General features: G+C 62.9%; 17 protein-coding genes. 6 read left to right on the forward strand and 11 right to left on the reverse strand.

Annotated elements, in window-relative coordinates:
- The first annotated feature begins 50 nt into the window (after positions 1–50).
- Positions 51–1,673, forward strand: a complete 1,623-nt coding sequence (locus J4E58_RS23650) for an EAL domain-containing protein (protein ID WP_172963050.1) — start codon at positions 51–53, stop codon at positions 1,671–1,673.
- A 3-nt stretch (positions 1,674–1,676) separates the two neighbouring features.
- Here J4E58_RS23650 and J4E58_RS23655 read toward each other — a convergent pair whose 3' ends face one another.
- Positions 1,677–3,464 (reverse strand): KinB sensor domain-containing domain, encoded by a 1,788-nt coding sequence (locus tag J4E58_RS23655; RefSeq protein ID WP_087092809.1) that lies wholly within the window; start codon positions 3,462–3,464, stop codon positions 1,677–1,679.
- A gap of 10 nt (positions 3,465–3,474) precedes the next feature.
- The gene (gene algB / locus J4E58_RS23660; protein ID WP_009041536.1) at positions 3,475–4,821 is read right to left on the reverse strand and encodes a sigma-54-dependent response regulator transcription factor AlgB; all 1,347 of its coding nucleotides are present in this window, start codon (positions 4,819–4,821) and stop codon (positions 3,475–3,477) included.
- Between the two features lie 449 nt (positions 4,822–5,270).
- Here algB and J4E58_RS23665 point away from each other — a divergent pair, with 449 nt between their 5' ends.
- The 5 genes from J4E58_RS23665 to J4E58_RS23685 all read left to right on the forward strand — a co-directional run bounded on the left by J4E58_RS23665 (position 5,271) and on the right by J4E58_RS23685 (position 9,660).
- A complete protein-coding gene (locus tag J4E58_RS23665; protein ID WP_087092808.1) occupies positions 5,271–5,558 on the forward strand; it encodes a hypothetical protein in 288 nt (95 codons plus the stop codon).
- 71 nt (positions 5,559–5,629) lie between these two features.
- Entirely contained in the window at positions 5,630–5,794 is a 165-nt protein-coding gene (locus tag J4E58_RS23670; protein ID WP_003177151.1) for a DUF1328 domain-containing protein, read from the forward strand.
- A 2-nt stretch (positions 5,795–5,796) separates the two neighbouring features.
- A complete protein-coding gene (locus J4E58_RS23675) occupies positions 5,797–6,261 on the forward strand; it encodes an inhibitor of vertebrate lysozyme family protein (protein WP_007924277.1) in 465 nt (154 codons plus the stop codon).
- A gap of 738 nt (positions 6,262–6,999) precedes the next feature.
- Positions 7,000–8,331, forward strand: a complete 1,332-nt coding sequence (gene gltP, locus J4E58_RS23680; RefSeq protein ID WP_007924276.1) for a glutamate/aspartate:proton symporter GltP — start codon at positions 7,000–7,002, stop codon at positions 8,329–8,331.
- A gap of 99 nt (positions 8,332–8,430) precedes the next feature.
- On the forward strand, positions 8,431–9,660 hold the full coding sequence (locus J4E58_RS23685) for a nucleoside recognition domain-containing protein (protein WP_007924275.1): 1,230 nt from the start codon (positions 8,431–8,433) through the stop codon (positions 9,658–9,660).
- A gap of 79 nt (positions 9,661–9,739) precedes the next feature.
- On the opposite strand, the gene J4E58_RS23690 is transcribed toward J4E58_RS23685, so the two are convergent.
- From J4E58_RS23690 to J4E58_RS23730, 9 genes are all read right to left on the reverse strand, one after another.
- Entirely contained in the window at positions 9,740–10,372 is a 633-nt protein-coding gene (locus J4E58_RS23690; RefSeq protein WP_087092807.1) for an ABC-type transport auxiliary lipoprotein family protein, read from the reverse strand.
- Positions 10,369–11,307 carry an MlaD family protein gene (locus J4E58_RS23695; RefSeq protein WP_053263262.1) on the reverse strand — a complete coding sequence of 313 codons (939 nt, stop codon included), beginning with the start codon at positions 11,305–11,307 and terminating at the stop codon, positions 10,369–10,371. The genes J4E58_RS23690 and J4E58_RS23695 overlap by 4 nt, the downstream gene beginning before the upstream one ends.
- Position 11,308: 1 nt before the next feature.
- Entirely contained in the window at positions 11,309–12,112 is an 804-nt protein-coding gene (locus J4E58_RS23700) for an ABC transporter ATP-binding protein (RefSeq protein ID WP_007924271.1), read from the reverse strand.
- Entirely contained in the window at positions 12,109–13,257 is a 1,149-nt protein-coding gene (locus J4E58_RS23705) for an ABC transporter permease (RefSeq protein WP_087092806.1), read from the reverse strand. Before J4E58_RS23705 ends, J4E58_RS23700 begins: the two co-directional genes overlap by 4 nt.
- Positions 13,258–13,326: 69 nt before the next feature.
- Positions 13,327–14,358, reverse strand: coding sequence for a DUF5924 family protein (locus J4E58_RS23710; protein WP_007924268.1), 1,032 nt, complete (start codon positions 14,356–14,358; stop codon positions 13,327–13,329).
- Positions 14,359–14,419: 61 nt separating this feature from the next.
- A complete protein-coding gene (locus J4E58_RS23715; protein ID WP_087092805.1) occupies positions 14,420–15,805 on the reverse strand; it encodes a pitrilysin family protein in 1,386 nt (461 codons plus the stop codon).
- Between the two features lie 56 nt (positions 15,806–15,861).
- Positions 15,862–17,520, reverse strand: coding sequence for a Na/Pi cotransporter family protein (locus tag J4E58_RS23720; protein ID WP_009041545.1), 1,659 nt, complete (start codon positions 17,518–17,520; stop codon positions 15,862–15,864).
- A 215-nt stretch (positions 17,521–17,735) separates the two neighbouring features.
- Positions 17,736–18,503 carry a TerC family protein gene (locus tag J4E58_RS23725; RefSeq protein ID WP_007924262.1) on the reverse strand — a complete coding sequence of 256 codons (768 nt, stop codon included), beginning with the start codon at positions 18,501–18,503 and terminating at the stop codon, positions 17,736–17,738.
- An 88-nt stretch (positions 18,504–18,591) separates the two neighbouring features.
- Positions 18,592–19,899 (reverse strand): CitMHS family transporter, encoded by a 1,308-nt coding sequence (locus J4E58_RS23730; RefSeq protein WP_007924260.1) that lies wholly within the window; start codon positions 19,897–19,899, stop codon positions 18,592–18,594.
- Positions 19,900–20,057 lie beyond the last annotated feature (158 nt).

Genomic DNA, 20,057 nt, shown 5'->3' on the forward strand with positions numbered 1-20,057 from the left:
GTTTTTTCTCAATCAGTAGCTATAACTCATTGGTAACCCTCGGATATCCAATGATGCCGGCCGCTCGCGAACCCCTACGCAGTTGGTTCTATCGCCCCTGGCTGTTGGCGATGTGTGCGGCTGTGTTGAGTGCGGCCCTGCTGCTGGCGGCGAGCCTGGGCATTGCGATGCACGAGGCGCAACTGCGCGAAAGCGAGCAGATGAATGCCCAGGGCCAGCGTTTTCTCGAACGCCTGGAGCAATTGTTCGGTCAGTTGCGTGAAGGCCTGGATGTACTCGAGGCGCAGCCCCTGCGCGAATGCAGCCCCGAGATGGTCGTGACCCTGCAGCAGATCAGCTTCAGTTACCGCTTCATTTATGAAGCGGCCTATATCGATGCCGCCCAGGCCTGCACCAACTGGCCGCTCCAGGACAACCTGGCCGTGATGCGACCGCCGGATATCCGCGGCCCGACCTACAGCTACTGGCTGAACACTTCTACCGAACCCAATGAAAACCGCGCGGCGCTGATGCTCGGGCGCGGTAACTTTCGCGTGGCGACGTCTCGCGGGCACCTGACCGACATGGTCGACCTGCCCGCCAACAGCAGCCTGATGGTGGTTCTCGACCATGGCTCGCGGGCCATTCCGGTGCTGGGGCCGGCGCTGGACTGGCCGCCAACCGAACCGTGGCCGCCCATGGGACGCAGCCCGTTGCTGGTGACCCAGGACCAATTGATCTACCGGATGCCCACCAGCAATCCGGAGTATCAGATGGTGCTCGTCACCCCCCGCACCAACATGCGCCGAGAAATCTTCGAGGGGTGGTGGTGGCTGCTGCCCAGCAGCCTGGTGCTGGCGGTCTTCATCGGCGGCCTGGCCTTTCAACTGGCCGGGCAGCGCCAATCCCTGGGCGCCGAATTGCAGGGGGCGCTGCGCCGCGGTGAGCTGCAGGTGCTGTATCAACCCATCTTCGATCTGCGAACGCGCCAGTGTGTCGGCGCCGAGGCCCTGCTGCGCTGGCGTCGTCCGGACGGCACCCTGACCAGCCCGGAGCTGTTCATTCCCATGGCGGAGAACACCGGGCAGATCCGCCCGATCACCGATTTTGTCCTGCAACGCCTGCTCGAACAGTTGGGGCATCTGTTGCGGGCCAACCCGCAGCTGTACATCTCGGTCAACCTGGCGGCCTGCGATGTCATGGTGCCGCGGATCGGCAAAGTGATGGCGCGCCTGTTGGCGCTGCATCGGGTGGCGGCGCGGCAGATCGCTTTCGAAGTCACCGAGCGCGGGCTGATCGATGTGGTGGTCGCCCGGCATAACCTGCAAGCCTTGCGGGACGTTGGCCATCAGGTGCTGATCGACGACTTCGGCACGGGTTATTGCAGCCTGGCATACCTGCAGACCCTGCCGGTGGATTACCTGAAGATCGACAAGGCGTTCATCGATGCCCTGGGGCATGACGCCGCCAGCAGCGGCGTCGCCCCGCACATCATTCGCATGGCCCATGCCCTGCAGCTCAAGGTGATTGCCGAGGGCATCGAGTTCGAGGATCAGGCGTTGCTGCTGAGCAGCGAGGGTGTGCGTTTTGGCCAGGGCTGGCTGTTCGCCCATGCGCTGAGCGCGGTGCAGTTCATCGACCTGATTACCCGCGGGCGCCGCCTGGGGCCGCGGCGCCTGGATGACGGGGCCTAGCCCCTAGAGGGGCAAGGCCAGATAGAACTGGGTTCCCTGCCCGGGCCGTGAATAGACGCCCATGCGCCCGCCGTGCAGTTGCACGATTTCCTTGCACAGCGCCAGGCCCAGGCCGGCCCCACCTTTCTTGCGTCCGACCTGGACAAAGGGTTCGAAAATCCGCCCCTGCTGCCCGTAGGCGATGCCTTCGCCGTTGTCTTCGACGCTGATGATGACCCGCTCGCCATGCCTACGGGCCTGCAAGCGGATCAAGCCACCCTTGGTGGTATGCCGCAGGGCATTGTCGATCAGGTTGTCCAGCACCCGCTCCAGCTGCATGCGGTCGGCGTGCAGCCGCGGCAACGGCGCCTGGAGCTCCACCCGCAGCTCGATGCCCTGCGCCGTGGCTGCGCCGATGAAGCGGTTGCGCGCCTGCTCCAGCAGCTCTTCCAGGGTGCAAGGCGCCAGGGTGAGTTTCTGCAGGCCGTTTTGATAACGCGAGAAGTTCAGCAGGTCGTTGATCAGTTGCATCAGGCGCTGCATTTCTTCGTTGACGGTGTTCAGCAGGTCGGCTTCGCGGGACTCTTCAGGGAAGCGCAGACGTTCCTGCAACAGGCCGAACGCCATGTGCATGCCGGTGACCGGGGTGCGCAATTCATGGGAGGCACGCAATACGAACTCGCTGCGCACACGCTCGAAGGCTCGCTGTTCAGTGACGTCGTGCAGCACCATCACCGCGCCGAGGATATGCCCCTGGGGATGGCTGACCGGGGTCAGGCTGTAGGTCAGCAGGCGCGATTCGCCATCGACCTCGACGCTGAGGTCTTCCGGCGCCCGTTCCAGGGTGCCGCCGCGCAATACCAGTTGCAGTTGCTCGTCCAGTTCCGGTCGCTGCAGGGCACTGCCCAGCCCTTGTCCGAGGCGCTCCTCGTCCCAGCCCAGCTGACGTTGGGCTACCGGGTTGAGGTGTTCCAGGTGACCCTGGCGGTCGATCATCAGCAAACCGTCGTCGATGCTGTCGAGCACCGATTGCAGGCGCTGCTGGCCGGCGAGCAGTTCGTCGACATTGGTGGCCTGATGCTCGCGCAGGGCTTGGGCCATGATCCCGAAGCGCCGGGTCAGCAAGTTCATCTCGGCAGCCGCAGACAGGGGCAGGGTCACGTCGAAGTTGCCCTGGCCGATATTGTCGGCGGCCTTGGCCAGCGCTTCGATGGGGCCGCCAAAGCGCCGGGCGATGCCGTGGGCGGTGATGAAGCCGATGATCAGCACGGCCAGCCCGACCAGGCCAAGCAGGCCGGCGATCAGCAAGGCGCGATTGCGAGCCTGGTGTTCGATGTCATTGATGTTGTCCAGGGCCTGCTTGTGCTCGCCGATCAAGCCATTGCGCAGGGTATTGAAGCGGTGGGTCAGTTCGGTATTGCCATTGACCCCTGCCGAGCTCCCGTCGGCGCGCTCGAAGGCTTCGAAAAAACGCTGGTAGTCGTCGCGTGCCTGGGTGAAGCCGTTACGCACATTGTTTTGCCGTTCATGCTCGATGCCCTGCTCGAGCAGGGCCAGGTATTCCTGCCTGGAGTCGTCCAGCGCCGTCCGGTCAGGGTTGTGGTTGAGCATGATGAGCAGTTGGTCGCCCAGGGTCTGTCGTAGCTTGAGCCCCAGGTCCAGGGTAATGAAGTTGTTGCGGATCAGCGCTTCCTGGGTCTTGGCCATCTGCATCACGCTGACCAGCCCGAGCAGCAGGCCAAGCAGCGCCACGGTGATCAGCGCCGAGATGCTCAGAAACAGTCTCGTGCGCAGTTTCATCGCTAACTTCATGAGGGGCGGCTCACAGGTTGTACTGTTTGCGTTTGCGGTACAGCGTCGAGGCGTCGATGCCGAGCGTCTTGGCGGCCTGGTCGAGGGTATCGCTGGTGGCCAGCACGGCGCCGATATGGGCTTTCTCCAGCTCGTCCAGGCTCAAGGCAGCGCCGATGCGCGGGGTGTTGTTGGTCGGTTGCTCGGCCATGCCCAGGTGGCTGATCTCTACCTTTTCCTGGGGACAGATGATGCTGGCGCGTTCCACCACGTTGCGCAGCTCGCGGATATTGCCCGGCCAGCGGTAATTGAGCAGCGCTTCGCGGGCCTCGTCGCTGAAGCCACGGGCGGGACGGGCGTATTCCTTGACGAAGCGCGCCAGGAAACGGTCGGCCAGGGTCAGGATGTCTTCGCTGCGTTCGCGCAGCGGCGGCAGGTGCAGGGTGATCACGTTCAGACGGTACAGCAGGTCTTCACGGAAGCGTCCGTCGCGCACCATGTCCTCGAGGTTGAGGTTGGTCGCGGCGAGGATGCGCACGTCGGCGCGGCGGGTCACCGGGTCGCCGACCCGCTCGTATTCCTTGTCCTGGATGAACCGCAGCAACTTGGGTTGCAGGGTCAGCGGAAAGTCGCCGATCTCGTCGAGGAACAGCGTGCCGCCGTCAGCCTGGTTGACCCGGCCAAGGGTGCTTTCGCTGGCGCCGGTAAAGGCCCCGCGGCTGTGACCGAACAGCTCGCTCTCCATCAGTTCGGCGTTCAGCGACGGGCAGTTGATGGTGACGCAGGATTTCCTGGCGCGCTTGCTCCAGCCATGAATGGCCCGGGCCAGCTCGCCCTTGCCGGTGCCGGACTCGCCGAGGATCAGGATGTTGGCGTCGGTGCCGGCGACCTGGCGGGCGGTTTCCAGCACCACTTTCATTGCCGGACTGTGCGAATCCAGGCCGTCCTTGGGTTTGCGCACTTCGCCTTCGAGGGCCTCCAGGCGCGCCGAGAGCTGGCGGACTTCCAGCTGCTTGGCGGTCGCCAGGCGCAGTTGATCGGGGCTGCAGGGCTTGACCAGATAGTCGGCGGCGCCGGCCTGGATCGCGTCCACCGCGGTATCGACGGCCGAATGGGCGGTGACGATGACCACCCGCATCCAGGGGGCCTGGATGCGCATCTGGGCCAGTACGTCCAGGCCGTTGTCCTCGCCCAGGCGCAGGTCGAGGAAACACAGGTCGAACACCTGGCGTTGCAGCAAGGTATCGGCCTGAGCGGCGCTATTGGCCGTGGCGACGGTGTAGCCCTCGTCTTCCAGGCAGTAACGGAAGGTACGAAGGATCGCGGACTCATCATCTACCAGAAGAATGCGGCCTTGATTTTCCGGTGCTGATTCCATGTCCGAGGCTCCTGAAGTGAGTGATCTTATTTAGTCCCGGAAAAATCGGGCAAGTTGCATGGTTAATTCTGATCGATTTCACGGCGTGCGGATTAGTTATCTCCTGGCTATATTGCTAATCGATTGAAAATAATAGGTTTTTTATTGATTTTAGGACTTGCCCGCAGGCCTTTCCCGATTTCGCCACTGTACTCCATGCATTTTCAGCTGCGCTTTTTTCCTCAACTACCGGGTCGATCGTGCAATTCGCACGGTATCCAGGGCGGCATCGTGCAGGATGGCGTATGGCAAACCTCCCAATCTGATTACAAGTAATTGTTTTTATTGAGTTTGTTCTAATCGTGAAAGCTGGCATGCAGGCTGCAACAACCTGATCAGGCTCGGTTGAACAAGCCGCAGGCACAGCAACAAGCGTTGAGAACAATGACCCCCATGGGAGGAGCTTCCGGATGAAACGCCAACGTCTCGCCCCATTGTCTGTTTCGTCCCTGCATCTGCAGCAGGGATTGTTCGCCAGCCTGGCATTGCTGGTGACCTTGATTGGCGGTCAGCAGTTTTCACGTTGGGAGCAAAGCCAGCAGCAAGAAGCTGTGAGGTTGCCGGTTTCTCATCCCACTCAAACCCACTTCAGTGCAGTCAGCACTCGGTTTGCCGATTCCGCCCCGATACTTCTGATGGACGTCGACCAGGCTCAGCCTGCCACCGACACGGCTTATCAGGAGCGCTGGGTGTTCTAGGCAGGACAGTCGGTGCGCAACGGCGGGCCGGCTAGGCAGTACCTCTAAATAGAAGCGTAAGGAGAATGACCATGTTGAGCTGGGCAATCACATTCCTGATCATTGCCATCATCGCCGCGGTACTGGGCTTTGGTGGTATCGCGGGCACCGCCACGGGTATCGCCAAGATTCTCTTTGTCGTTTTCCTGGTGATGTTCATCGCTTCCTTCTTCTTTGGCCGTCGTGGTCGAGGTTGAACATGAGCGTTTCTTTGAAAACATTGGCCGCCGCCCTGTTGCTGGGCGGCGCGGCCACGGCGATGGCGGCCAACGACGGTCAGACCCGGGTCAACGAGTTGTTGAACAGTGACCCGCAATACCGTGAAACCTGGCAGGAAGTCGTCGAAAAGGAAGAGCGCCTGCCGGAATGGGTGATGAACCTGTCCGGTGATGCGCAGCAGATGAATGCGGTGGAAGAAGACGGCGACAAGTACCTGGTCGGTCCGCTTTGCGAAACCCGCGATACCTGTCGCAACCAGCGCCTGATCGTGGCGTTCAGTTTCGACAAGAAAGACGCCTACGCCATGTTGGTCGAAGTGCCGGCGGGCCTGCCCGCTGACAAGTCGCCGACCCGGCATGCCGAATACCGCTTTCTCGGCAAGCCGGACGCTGGCATGCAGGGCTTGCTCAAGGAACAGCTGAAAAAGGACCCGAACTGGTACTGAGTTGGCTGTTCGAAGGTTCGACCATGGAAAGCAAGCGCCCACCCGGGCCTTGCTTTCTGTTGCACCGCCCCGAGGAGGGGCCGCGCATGACCAGGGGGCCGGGACGTTCTGATCGAAACCGGATCGGAGTGACCTAGGGGTACAGGGAGTGCCTCCGCGAGGGCCGGGTCAGGAAAAACTGCGGCGCAAGTTCGCCAAACGCTCAGGCTTGACGACTTGCGTCGTGTTTGAATGCCACAAACCTTTGTGGCAGAGCGGTGGCCTGCTTTTTCAGACGGGGGACGCGGCAACCATTCCCAGATGTGTGGCCTAACCGTTTCACGGTGTTTCCTTGCGACCGTACATCGAGAAACTTTTGGCTTTTTCCAGATGAGATTTCTGGTTCTAACGTAAGAACTTTCCCTTCTTTCGAAGGTCATTTCGAACCCACTCAAAAACGCTGAATGCCGCCTGAAATGGCCGTTTCACGGCAGATGGTCGGGCCGAAATGTCGCATTCGAACCGGTTGGGACGCCCGTTTCGTTTAGAAAAACTCATGCCGATTCGGCATAGGGTAGGCGTTTACGGCATTAGACGCGCCCCCCTTGCGTCGGAATAGTTGCGCCTTTTTTCGCCTGCAGAGAGCCGTAAATGCTCGCTCGGGGTGACCTTATACGGGGGCCGATGCACAGACTTTTCCGCCATTGAGCGTTCCAGTTCGCGCATTAGCCCGAGTCCAACTGAAGTAAGGGTAATGATATGAAGAAGGCAAAACTAAGCCTCGCCTGGCAGATCCTCATCGGTCTGGTGCTGGGGATTGCAATTGGTGCGCTGCTCAACCATTTCAGTGCCGAAAAAGCCTGGTGGATCAGCAACGTCCTGCAACCTGCGGGCGATATCTTTATCCGCTTGATCAAGATGATCGTGATCCCGATCGTGATCTCCTCGCTGATCGTCGGTATCGCCGGCGTGGGCGACGCGAAGAAACTCGGGCGTATTGGCCTGAAGACCATCATCTACTTCGAAATCGTCACCACCATCGCGATCCTGGTCGGCCTGGTGCTGGCCAACGTGTTCCACCCGGGCGCCGGCATCGACATGAGCACTCTGGGTACCGTGGATATTTCCAAGTACCAGGCGACCGCCGCCGAGGTACAGCATGAACACGCGTTCATCGAAACCATCCTCAACCTGATCCCATCGAACATCTTCGCGGCCATGGCCCGCGGCGAGATGCTGCCGATCATCTTCTTCTCGGTGCTGTTCGGCCTCGGTCTGTCGAGCCTGCAGGCCGACCTGCGCGAGCCGCTGGTGAAGATGTTCCAGGGCGTCTCGGAAAGCATGTTCAAAGTCACCCACATGATCATGAACTACGCCCCGATCGGCGTATTCGCCCTGATCGCGGTGACCGTGGCCAACTTCGGTTTCGCCTCCCTGCTGCCGCTGGCCAAGCTGGTGATCCTGGTTTACGTGGCCATCGCCTTCTTCGCCTTCGTGGTCCTGGGCCTGATCGCTCGCCTGTTCGGCTTCTCGGTGATCAAGCTGATGCGCATCTTCAAGGATGAGCTGGTGCTGGCCTACTCCACCGCCAGTTCGGAAACCGTGCTGCCGCGGGTGATCGAGAAGATGGAAGCCTACGGCGCGCCGAAAGCCATCTGCAGCTTCGTGGTACCGACTGGTTACTCGTTCAACCTCGACGGTTCGACCCTGTACCAGAGCATCGCGGCGATTTTCATTGCCCAGCTGTACGGCATCGACCTGTCGATCAGCCAGCAACTGCTGCTGGTCCTGACCCTGATGGTCACCTCCAAAGGCATCGCCGGCGTACCGGGCGTGTCCTTCGTGGTGCTGCTGGCGACCCTGGGCAGCGTGGGCATTCCGCTGGAAGGCCTGGCCTTCATCGCCGGTGTCGACCGCATCATGGACATGGCCCGTACCGCGCTGAACGTGATCGGCAACGCCCTGGCGGTCCTGGTCATCGCGCGTTGGGAAGGCATGTACGACGACGCCAAGGGCCAGCGCTACTGGAATTCCCTGCCGCACTGGCGCAGCAAGGAGCCGCTGCCGGCCGGTGAAGTCACCAAAGGCTGACAGCTGTAGCCGTCATCATCGACAAACCCCGGTCAATCCGGGGTTTGTCGTTTCTGTCCGCACCGCTATCATTCGCCGCATCTTCTGGGGGAATAACTGATGCTCAATGGCCTGTGGCTTGGCTTCTTCATCGTGGCGGCCGTTTCAGCGCTGGCGCAGTGGCTGGTCGGCGGTAACGCCGGGATCTTCGCGGCGATGGTGGAAAGCATCTTCGCCATGGCCAAGCTGTCGGTGGAAGTGATGGTGCTGCTGTTCGGCACCCTGACCTTGTGGCTGGGCTTTTTGCGGATCGCCGAAAAGGCCGGGATCGTCGACTGGCTGGCCAAGGCCCTGGGCCCGCTGTTCACCCGCCTGATGCCGGAAGTGCCGCCCGGGCACCCGGCCATCGGCCTGATCACCCTGAACTTCGCAGCCAATGGCCTGGGGCTGGACAACGCCGCCACGCCGATCGGCCTCAAGGCCATGCGCGCCTTGCAGGACCTCAACCCCAGCGCGACCACGGCGAGCAACGCGCAGATCCTGTTCCTGGTGCTGAACGCCTCGTCCCTGACCCTGCTGCCGGTGACCATCTTCATGTACCGCGCCCAGCAAGGCGCCGCCGACCCGACCCTGGTGTTCCTGCCGATCCTGCTAGCCACCAGCGCCTCGACCCTGGTCGGCCTGCTGTCGGTCGCGGTGATGCAGCGCTTGCGCCTGTGGGACCCAGTGGTGCTGGCTTACCTGATTCCCGGCGCCCTGGCCCTGGGTGGCTTCATGGCCTTGCTCGCCACGCTGTCGGCCACCGCGCTGGCGTCGCTGTCGTCGATCCTGGGCAACCTGACCCTGTTCGGCCTGATCATGTTGTTCCTGGTGATTGGCGCGCTGCGCAAGGTCAAGGTCTACGAGGCCTTCGTCGAGGGCGCCAAGGAAGGTTTCGACGTCGCCAAGAACCTGCTGCCGTATCTGGTGGCCATGCTCTGCGCGGTGGGCGTGCTGCGCGCCTCCGGCGCCCTGGACTTCGGCCTGGACGGCATCCGGTATCTGGTGGAATGGGCTGGCTGGGACACACGCTTCGTCGATGCCCTGCCGACGGCCTTGGTCAAGCCCTTCTCCGGCAGCGCCGCGCGGGCCATGTTGATCGAAACCATGCAGACCCAGGGGGTGGACAGTTTCCCGGCGTTGGCCGCGGCGACGATCCAGGGCAGTACCGAGACCACTTTCTATGTGCTGGCGGTGTACTTCGGCTCGGTCGGCATCCAGCGGGCGCGCCATGCCGTCGGCTGCGCCCTGCTGGCCGAGCTGGCCGGCGTGGTGGCGGCGATTGCGGTGTGCTACTGGTTCTTCGGTTAAGGCTCGGAACGATTCGCGGGCAAGCCTCGCTCCTACCAGGACCATCCTGTAGGCGCGAGGCTTGCCCGCGATGAGGCCATCAACGCCTGACCAACTGACTGCCCTGCTTCACCGTCCACTCCACCACCTGCCGGTTCAAGGCGTCCCCGGCCTGGCCAAACCCGGCGACCACCGCCGGCACCTTGGTATCGTTCAGTGGCTGGCGCACTTCGAAGCGCTGGCTGGCCAGGATCTTCTGGTCGTAGCCGCGCACCAGGCGCGCATCCAGGCGGATCACCACCGCCACCGCCTTGCCCTGGTATTCGCTCTGGAATGCCTGCAGGTTGCCGCCCAGTTCGAGATCGGTCTGCACATCGCTGTCGTCGGTGCCCAGCAACTGCACCCGGCCATCGGCGAGGAACCCATCCAGCAGCCGATTGCGCAGCAGCACCGGCGCCGGATCGCTCCAGCGCGCGTCCTTGTAGCTGCTGATCACATCGCCTTGGGGGATCACAGCGATTCTCGCGCTGTTCAAGGCGTCGCTCGCCAGGGGTTTGGTCAGGCGCAGGGACCAGGGCTGCACGTGGCCCTGAGGCTGGGCTGTGGCGCTCTGGGCCGCGGGCAGGCGATAGATATCCACCGGGTCGGCCTGGGGCAGGATCGAGCAGGCGCCGCTCAAGGCGAATCCGGCGGCCAGGGCCAGCCGGCCGAATAGGCGATAGGCACGCTTCATGGCGTGAACTCCTTGTTCTTGTCACTGCCCAGCAAGTAGCCGCTGGGGTTGGCTTCCAGGCGACGCGAAATGGCCCGCAGCGAGCTCAGGGTATCGCGCAGCTCGCGCACGGCCGGCGCCAGGCCATTGAGGCCCTGGATGCCGTTGTTCAGCGAGTCCTGATTGTCGGTCAGCAGTTTGTTGAGGGTGGCGCTGCTCTGTTCCAGCGATTGCATGGCCAGCTCGGCGCTGCCGAACATCTGCTTGCCCTGCTCGTTGAGCAGGCCGTTGGCGTTGCGCATCAGCGCGGTGGTCTGTTCCAGGGTGGCGCTGGCCTGCTTGCCGATGGACGCCAGTTGCTGCATGGCCAGGCGCACGTCGCCGCGCTGTTCGGCGATGGCCCCGGTGGTCTGCTCCAGGTGTTCGAGGGTGTTGCCGATGCGCTCGACGTTCTCTGGCGAGAACATGCTGTTGGCGTTGTGCAGCAGCAGGTTGACGCTGGTCATCAGGTCTTCGCTGTTGTTCAGCAGGCGGGCGATCGGCGATGGCGAAGCGACGATCACCGGCAGTTTGCCGTCCTTGCCCAGAAGCGGCTGGCTTTGTGGAGTACCGCCACTGAGCTGGATGATCGAGGTCCCGGTGATGCCGGTCAGGGTCAGCTTGGCCTGGGTGTCTTCCTTGATCGGGGTTTCGCCGCTCAGGCGGATCCGCGCCAGGACCCGGCGCGGGTCGTTCGGGTCCAGGCGCAGGCTGACCACATCGCCGACCTTGATCCCGCTGTACTGCACGGCGCTGCCTTTGGACAGGCCGCTGACGGCCTCGTTGAAGATGATCTCGTAGTCCTTGAACTCCGTGTCGACGCTGGACTTGGCCAGCCACAGGCCGAACAGCAGGGCGCCGACCACCACAATCACGGTGAACAGGCCGATCAGGACATGATGGGCTCGGGTTTCCATGTCATACCTCGTTGAGCTGTGTAGCGGCCTGATACGCCGCGCGGCCGCGAGGGCCATGGAAGTATTCGTGAATCCAGGCGTCGTCGGTCTCGGCGACCTGGTCGATGGCATCCGCCACCAGCACCTTTTTCTGTGCCAGCACCGCCACCCGGTCGGTGATGGTGTACAGCGTGTCCAGGTCGTGGGTGACCAGGAACACGCTCAGGCCCAGGGCGTCACGCAGGGTCAGGATCAATTGGTCGAAAGCCGCGGCGCCGATCGGATCGAGGCCGGCGGTGGGTTCGTCGAGAAACAGGATGTCCGGGTCCAGGGCCAGCGCCCGGGCCAGGGCGGCACGCTTGATCATGCCGCCGGACAGCGAGGCCGGGTATTTGTCGGCCGCCGACAACGGCAACCCGGCCAGCGCCAGTTTCACCGCCGCCAGGTGCTCGGCGTCGGCGCGGCTCAGGCCGGCATGCTCGATCAGCGGCAGGGCGACGTTTTCGGTCACGGTCAGCGACGAGAACAGTGCGCCCTTCTGGAACAGCACGCCGAAGCGCCGTTCTATCAGCGAGCGCTCATGTTCCGCCAGGCTCGGCAGATTCTGGCCGAATACCCGCACCGAACCTTCGCTGGGCTGGCGCAGGCCGATGATGCTGCGCAGCAGCACCGACTTGCCGCTGCCCGAACCGCCGACCACCGCGAGGATCTCGCCCTTGTACAGGTCCAGGTCGAGGTTTTCGTGCACGCTCTGCGGGCCGAAGCGATTGCACAGGCCACGGACTTCGATCACCGCCTCGGCGGGCGGACGGGTTGAACGGTTCACCAGCCCATCTCCATGAAGAACAGCGCGGCGATGGCATCGAGGACGATCACCACGAAGATCGATTGCACCACGCTGGAGGTGGTGTGGGCGCCTACGGACTCGGCGCTGCCGCTGACCTTGAAGCCTTCCAGGCAGCCGATGGCGGCGATCAGGAAGGCGAAGATCGGCGCCTTGACCATGCCCACCAGGAAGTGCTGCACGCCGATGTCCGATTGCAGCAAGGCGAGGAACATCGCCGGCGAGATATCCAGCGACAGCGCACAGACCACCCCGCCCCCGACAATCCCCGAGAGCATCGCCAGGAAGGTCAGCATCGGCAGCGCCACCAGCAGCGCCAGGACCCGGGGCAGCACCAGCAGCTCCATCGGGTCCAGGCCCAGGGTGCGGATGGCGTCGATTTCCTCGTTGGCCTTCATCGAGCCGATTTGCGCGGTGAAGGCGCTCGCGGTCCGCCCGGCCATGAGGATCGCGGTGAGCAGCACACCGAACTCACGCAGGAAGGAGAACGCCACCAGGTCCACGGTAAAGATGCTGGCGCCGAAACTCTGCAGCACCGTGGCGCCGAGGAAGGCCACCACGGCGCCCACCAGAAAGGTCAGCAAGGCGACGATGGGCGCGGCGTCGAGGCCGGTCTGCTCGATATGCGCGACCATCGGCGTGATGCGCCAGCGCTTGGGGCGCAGCAGGCCGCGGGCCAGGGTTTCGAGGATCAGGCCGACGAAACCCAGCAGCTTCAGGGTGTCCTGCCAGATGGCGTCGACCGCCTTGCCGATCCGGGTCAGCAACTGGATACCGACCGATATTTCCGGCTCCTTGAGCGGCACGCAGAAATCGGTCAGCGAGCAGTAGACGGTCTGCAGCAGCGCGCGGTCGGCCGAAGACAAGGTGCAGTCGGGGTGTTCGGTGGACTGGCCGAGACGCTCGGAGCCCAGCAGTTCGACCAGCAGCGAGGCGCCCGCGGTATCCAGGGCGCCGAGGCCGTTGAGGTCGATGTGGGTGCTGGCGTCGTACTGTCCGGTGAGCTTTTCGCAGAGGTGCTTGAGCTCGGTGTAATGGACGAGCGTCCAGTCCCCCGCGACTCGCAACCGCGAGGGGGAACTCGACGTATCCAGTTGGGCACTGCCGGCCGTCGTGCTCTGAGTCATAAGCTCCGTGCTTGTATGGTTTTTACGCAGTGCTACGTAATACCACGATCGAGACGACTTTGCCTTGTACTAAGGTGCTGAGTCTTGCCCGTTGGTGCCGGTGATCTTGAAGCGCAGCACGCCGATCACCTGCCCGTCTTCGGTCAGCACCCGGACCTGCCAGCTGCCGGTCGGATCGCCGGGGAAGTTCTGCTTGTGCGACCAGGCGCGGTAGCCCTCCTTGCGCCCGCCGTGGATGTCCAGGGCCACTCGGTCGACCTCTTTACCGTTGAATTGCCAGACGTGATAAATGCGCTCGTCCAGCCCACGCGGCGCATTGATCGCGGTGTAGGCATACAGCCCGGCGCTGCGCACGTCGTTGGCGCTGACCTCCTTGAGGCTGGCGCCGGGGGTGCGGTCCTGCAACTGGGTGCTGATGGCTTCCTCGGCGATCCACAAGGTCGCCGGCGGAACCCAGGAGCGCAGCAGCCAGCCAGTGCCGCCGATGGCCAGGGTCATGCCCAGCAGCATCAGCGCGCCGCGCAGGTTGCGGATCGGGAAGATCGACGCGAGGCTGGGGAACGACAGCAGCATGGCGATGCCCAGGGCCAGCTTGAAGCTCTGCGCGGTGGTCAGGTGCAGGATGATCGGCAGCGCGGTCAGCAACGCGGCGAACAGCGTCAGGGTGTGCAGGGCGAGGAACAGCCAGCGGCGTGGGGCCAGCCATTTGTAGTACAGCGGGTCGATGATCGAGACCAGCGCCGAGGCGCCCAGCAGGCCGGTGAATACCAGCTGCCCGCTGTTCCAGGCGGTGGTGATGAAGAAGAACGGCAGGACGAAAAACAGGCTTTCCTGGTGAATCATCTGCGTTGCGTAACGCAGCAGCGGCTGGGGGATTTCCCGCTTGAAGATCTTGGTGAACAGCTGGGTCAGGCTGTTTTCCAGCATCAGCCAGATCCAGCTCACCAGCATGATCACGGCGATCCAGGTGGCCAGGCCCTGTTGGCGGTCCACCAGGATGAAACTGCCGACACCGGAAATGAAACCGCCGAGCGCAATGACCCCTGGGTAGCGCTTCATCAGTTCCAGGATGCGCTGCATGTAATGAGTCAGGTTTGGCATTCGGCGATCACACTAGAAAAAATCCCCGACAGAATAACGGTTTAGCATGACAAAAGACGCATCAGGCACGGATTCGTTTGCGATAAGCCCGCCAGCCGAACAGCGCCAGAACAATCAATAGCAGTGCGCCGAGGATCAGCCCGCTCAAGGCCGCATAGCTCAGCAGCGGTTTTTCGATCCGCAGGTAGCCGGGCTGTTCCAGCAGTTGGCGCATGGCCTGGTTGGCCTGCTTCAGGCTGACGGCTTGCAGGCGCTTGGCCGGGTCGCTGAAACGCCCGTCCGCATAGTCGCTCAAGGCGCCCCAGTAGTAGTCCGCCAGGGCGCTATTGCCCTGTACCGCCCAGGCCTGGCGAGCAATGGCGGCCTGTTGCAGACGGGCGAAGGTGGCCGGCTCCAGGCCGTCCTTGAGCAGTTGCGCCTTGAGCTCGTCGATCGCTTGCCGGGCCTCGGGGACGTCCGCGCGCTCCAGGTCGGCATTCAGGCTGAGAAAACCGACGCCGCCGAACACCTCGCGTTCGCTGTTCGGCCCGTAGGACAGCTCATGCTGCAGGCGCAGTTTCTGGTACAGCGCCCAGTCCAGGTAATCCTTGAGCAGATCGAAGGTTTCATCGTGCTGCCGGTCGAGGGTCGGTTCGGGGAACAGCCAGTGCAGCTTGGCGCTGTCGCCGACCCAGCCGTGGATCAGGCTGCGCTCGGCGGCGGCCGTTTGTTGAATGTCCGGCAGGCCCTGGTGCTCGCTGGGCTCCACCGGTTCCAGCGCGCCGTAGCTGCGTTCCAGGTAGGCCGGCAACAGGCGGTCAAGGTCGCCGACGACGATCAGGGTCATGTTGTTCGGCGCGTACCAGTCCTTGCGCAACTGCTCCAGCTGTTCCAGGGTCAGTTGATCGACCTCGGCCCGTTCGGCGCACTTCAGGCCCAGCTCCACCGCCAGCTGGTTACTGGCGGTGTGGCCCAGGTCCTGGCGGTCCAGCCAGCGTTGCAGGTGCGAGTAGTGCCCGCCGTCCTCGCGCTCGACCACCCGTTTCGCCGTTTGCAAGGCAGTGTCGTCGAGTTCGGTGCGGGTCAAGAGGGCCAGCAGCAGGTCCAGCACCTTGCGCTGGTTTTTCGCCGGGGCCTCGATGACGAAGGTGGTGTCGGCATTGCTGGTGTAGGCATTCCACTCGCCGCCCAGGGCTTGCATGCGTTCCTCCAGCCCACCCTCGCCGCTGGCGTCGATGCCGCTGAACAGCAGGTGTTCGAGCACATGCGGCAGTTCCTTGTCGGCGCAGCCGAAGTCGTCCAGCCCTACCCCGACCACCAGGCGAATCGCCACGTGGCCGCGCACGTTGCCCGGCTTGAGCAGCAACTGCAGGCCGTTGGGCAGCATGTAGCCCTCGACCTGGAAGCGATCCAGGGCAAACGAATGGGCTGATCCGAGCAGCAGACAGGCGAATAACAGGCAACGCATAACGGGCTTCCTTACGACGGGCGTAAGTTCAACAGACTTCGAGTAACTCTGGACGTTCAGGGTGAATGGGTGATGTCAGCCATATCGTCCACGGCGAGCGCGCCGGTTTCGGAGGAACCCAGCACCACGTAGGCGCTGCCGCAGAACAGCGAATTCAAGCGCTTCATATCGGCGATCAGCTCCAGGTGCAGCGAGCTGGTCTCGATGCTCTGGACGATTTTACGTTGCAGGCGGCTGACATGGGCATGGGCCAGGCGACGTTCCTGAGCGCGAAAGCGGCGTTTTTCCCGCAGCAGCTGGCGCGCGCTTTCCGGATCGGCGCTGAGAAATACCGAGAGCCCCAGGCGCAGGTTGGCGATCAGCTGTTCATGCAGGCCGGCCAGTTCTTCCAGGCCGACTTCGGAAAAGGAGCGACGCTGCGCGGTCTTCTGCTGCTGGACCTTGCGCAGCATGCGTTCGATCAGGTCGCTGGCCAGTTTCAGGTTGATCGCCAGTTCGATGATCTCGGCCCAGCGCCGGCTGTCCTGCTCGCCCAGGTCTTCCCGGGGCATCTGCGCCAGGTAGAGTTTGATCGCGTTATAGAGCACTTCGACATCGTCGTTGAGGTTGCGCATTTCCTGGGTGATCGCGGTCTGCTTGCCGTGCAGCACATCGCGCACGGCTTCGAGCATGGTTTCGACCAGGTCGCCGATGCGCAGGGTTTCCCGCGCCGCGTTGGCCAGGGCCAGGCTGGGGGTGGCCAGGGCGGTCGGATCGAGGTGGCGAGGCTTGGCCCGGCCATTGGTTTCCGGGCGCTCCGGCAGCAACCAGGTGCAGACCTTGGCCATCGGCCCGACCGTCGGTAGCAGTACCAGGCAACGCAGGGTGTTGTAGAGCAAGTGGAAACCGATCACCACTTCTTGCGGGCTGAAGTCCAGGCTGTCCATCCAGTGGGCGAGCGGGTCGAGCACCGGAATGATCAGCACCAGGCCGATCAGCTTGTACAGCAGGCTGCCCAGCGCCACCTGGCGGCCGGCGGCGTTCTGCATGTTGGTGCTGAGGAAAGCCAGCACCCCGCTGCCGATGTTGGCGCCGATCACCAGGCCGATGGCCACCGGCAGGCTGATCACGCCAGCGCCGGCCAGGGTCGCGGTGAGCAGCACGGCCGCCAGGCTGGAGTAGGAAATCATGGCGAACAGCGCGCCCATCAGGGCGTCGAGCAGGATATCGCCGGTCAGCGAGGCGAACAGGACTTTCACGCCCTGGGCATGGGTGATGGGCGCGGCGGCTTCGACGATCAATTGCAGCGCCAGGATGATCAGCCCCAGGCCGATCCCTACCCGCCCGAGCTGGCCGGCGCGGGTCTGTTTGCGCGACAGGAAGAAGATCACCCCGAGAAAGATCAGCAGCGGTGACAGCCAGGACAGGTCGAAGGTCAGTACCCGGGCCATCAGCGCGGTGCCGACGTCGGCGCCGAGCATGGTCGCCAGGGCGGGTGTCAGGGCCATCAGCCCCTGGCCGACGAACGAGGTGACCAGCATCGCCGTGGCGTTGCTGCTCTGGACCATGGCGGTGACCAGGATCCCGGCGATGAAAGCCAACGGACGCTTGGCCATGTTCTGGCCGATCAGGTGGCGCAGGTTCGAGCCATAGACCCGCAGGATGCCGGTGCGGACGATATGCGTGCCCCAGATCAGCAAGGCCACGGCGGACAGCAAATTGAGCAGGGTGAGCATAACGGCCCCCTGTGGTGAATAGCGCCCCAGAGGGGCAAGTTAACGGTGCCGCGCGTTGTTCTACGTTCTGTACTTAAGCTGTAGTTGGCTAACGGTCTGTGCGCCAGCATCGCATAGCTGATGCGGCGATTGAAACAAAACTGTCATAAAGAAAACGACTTTCTGCAGGCGTGAAAAAGGGGCTCGAAAGCCCCTTTTCCTGCTGCGCTCTCGGGTTATTGACCCGGGATGTCCTTGCGCAGTTTCACCGGGTCCTGCTGCTTTTTCTTTTTCGCGATGGCGGTGCGCATCTTGATGTTGATCGCCTCCACCGCCAGCGAGAAGGCCATGGCGAAGTAGACGTAGCCTTTTGGCACGTGCACTTCGAACGCCTCGGCGATCAGTACGGTACCGACCACCAGCAGGAACGACAGCGCCAGCATTTTCAGCGACGGGTGCTTGTCGATGAACTCGCTGATGGTGCCCGAAGCCAGCATCATCACCAGCACCGCGACGATGATCGCCGCGACCATGACCGGTACATGGGAGACCATGCCGACGGCGGTGATCACCGAGTCCAGGGAGAACACGATGTCGATGATCGCGATCTGGATGATGGTGTAGAGGAAGTTGCCGCCCTTGCCGCCTGGCTCTTCCGCGGTTTCGTCCTCGCCTTCCAGGGAGTGGTACATCTCCTGGGAGCTCTTCCAGAGCAGGAACAGGCCACCGAAGAACAGGATCAGGTCACGCCCGGAAATACCCTGGCCGAAGACCACGAACAGGTCGGCGGTCAGGCGCATGACCCAGGTGATCGACAGCAACAGGAGGATCCGCGTGATCATGGCCAGCGCCAGACCGAAAATCCGGGTCCGTGCCTGCATGTGCTTGGGCATGCGGCTGACCAGGATCGAGATCATGATGATGTTATCGATACCCAGGACGATTTCCAGGGCGGTCAGGGTAAAGAAGGCAACCCAGATTTCCGGGTTGGTCAGCCATTCCATGTGTATTCCTTTGAGCGAGTGTTGTACCGCGCCAGTCGAGATTTCCGAGAACGAAGTCTAGCGGCCGGCGCGGTGAGTCAATTGCTTTTTATAGAGTGCTGAACAGCGGAAAAATCCCCATCAGCAAGGCGGCGAACATTATGCACAGGCAAACCAGCACTGCCCACTTGAGGGTGAAGCGCTGGTGATCGCCGAACTCGATACCGGCCAGGGCTACCAGCAGGTAGGTGGATGGTACCAGCGGGCTCAGCAAGTGCACGGGTTGGCCGACGATCGAGGCACGTGCCATTTCCACCGCGGTGATGCCGTAGTGACTGGCGGCCTCGGCGAGGACTGGCAACACACCGTAATAGAAGGCGTCGTTGGACATGAAGAAGGTGAACGGCATGCTCACCAGCGCGGTGATCACCGCCAGGTACGGGCCCAGTGCATCCGGAATCACCGCCAGTAGGCTCTTGGACATGGCATCGACCATGCCGGTACCGGACAGGATGCCGGTGAAGATACCGGCGGCGAAGATCAGCCCGACCACCGCCAGCACGCTGCCGGCATGGGCCGCGACGCGATCCTTCTGCTGTTGCAGGCACGGGTAGTTGACGATCATCGCGATACTGAAGGCCACCATGAACAGCACAGGTAGCGGCAACAGGCCGGCGATCAGTGCGCACATCAGGGCGAAGGTCAGAGCGCCGTTGAACCAGATCAGCTTCGGACGACGAGCATCCGGGAACTGCGAAACGCTGATTTCGCTGTGGTCGATCTCGTCGCCCTGCAGGTGCAGTTCGCCCAGGCGCGCACGTTCGCGCTTGCCGTACATGTAGGCGATCGCCAGGATTGCCACTACGCCGGCCAGCATCGCCGGGATCATCGGCACGAAGATATCCGACGGGTCGACATGCAGCGCACTGGCGGCACGGGCGGTCGGGCCACCCCAGGGAGTCATGTTCATCACACCGCCGGCCAGGATGATCAGGCCGGCCATGATCCGCGGGCTCATGCCGATGCGGCTGTACAGCGGCAGCATGGCCGCCACGCAGATCATGTAGGTGGTGGCGCCGTCGCCGTCCAGAGACACCACCAGCGCGAGCACAGCGGTACCGACCGAGACTTTGAGCGGGTCACCCTTGACCAGCTTGAGGATCTTGCGCACGGCCGGGTCGAACAGGCCGGAGTCGATCATCAGGGCGAAATACAGGATGGCGAACATCAGCATCACGCCGGTCGGTGCCAGCTTGGTGATGCCCTCGAGCATCATCGGGCCGATCTTCGGGGCGAAGCCGCCGAACAGCGCGAACAGGATCGGAACGATGATCAGGGCGATCAGCGCGGACAGGCGCTTGGTCATGATCAGGAACATGAAGGTGATGACCATGGCGAAGCCAAGGAAAGTCAGCATGGGAATACTCCAGGCGTAGCGCGGCTAGGGAATGGCGAACCGGATGGGGTCAGCGCAGAACGGGAAGCGCGGGACGGGCTGGAGGAAGCGGGACGAAAAGGCGGGTACGAACGGACATCAGAATCACCATTGTTGTTGTTAATTGGGCCTGGAGGCGC

The sequence above is a fragment of the Pseudomonas sp. FW305-25 genome, from assembly GCF_017351415.1.
Taxonomy (GTDB): Bacteria; Pseudomonadota; Gammaproteobacteria; order Pseudomonadales; family Pseudomonadaceae; genus Aquipseudomonas; species Aquipseudomonas chlororaphis.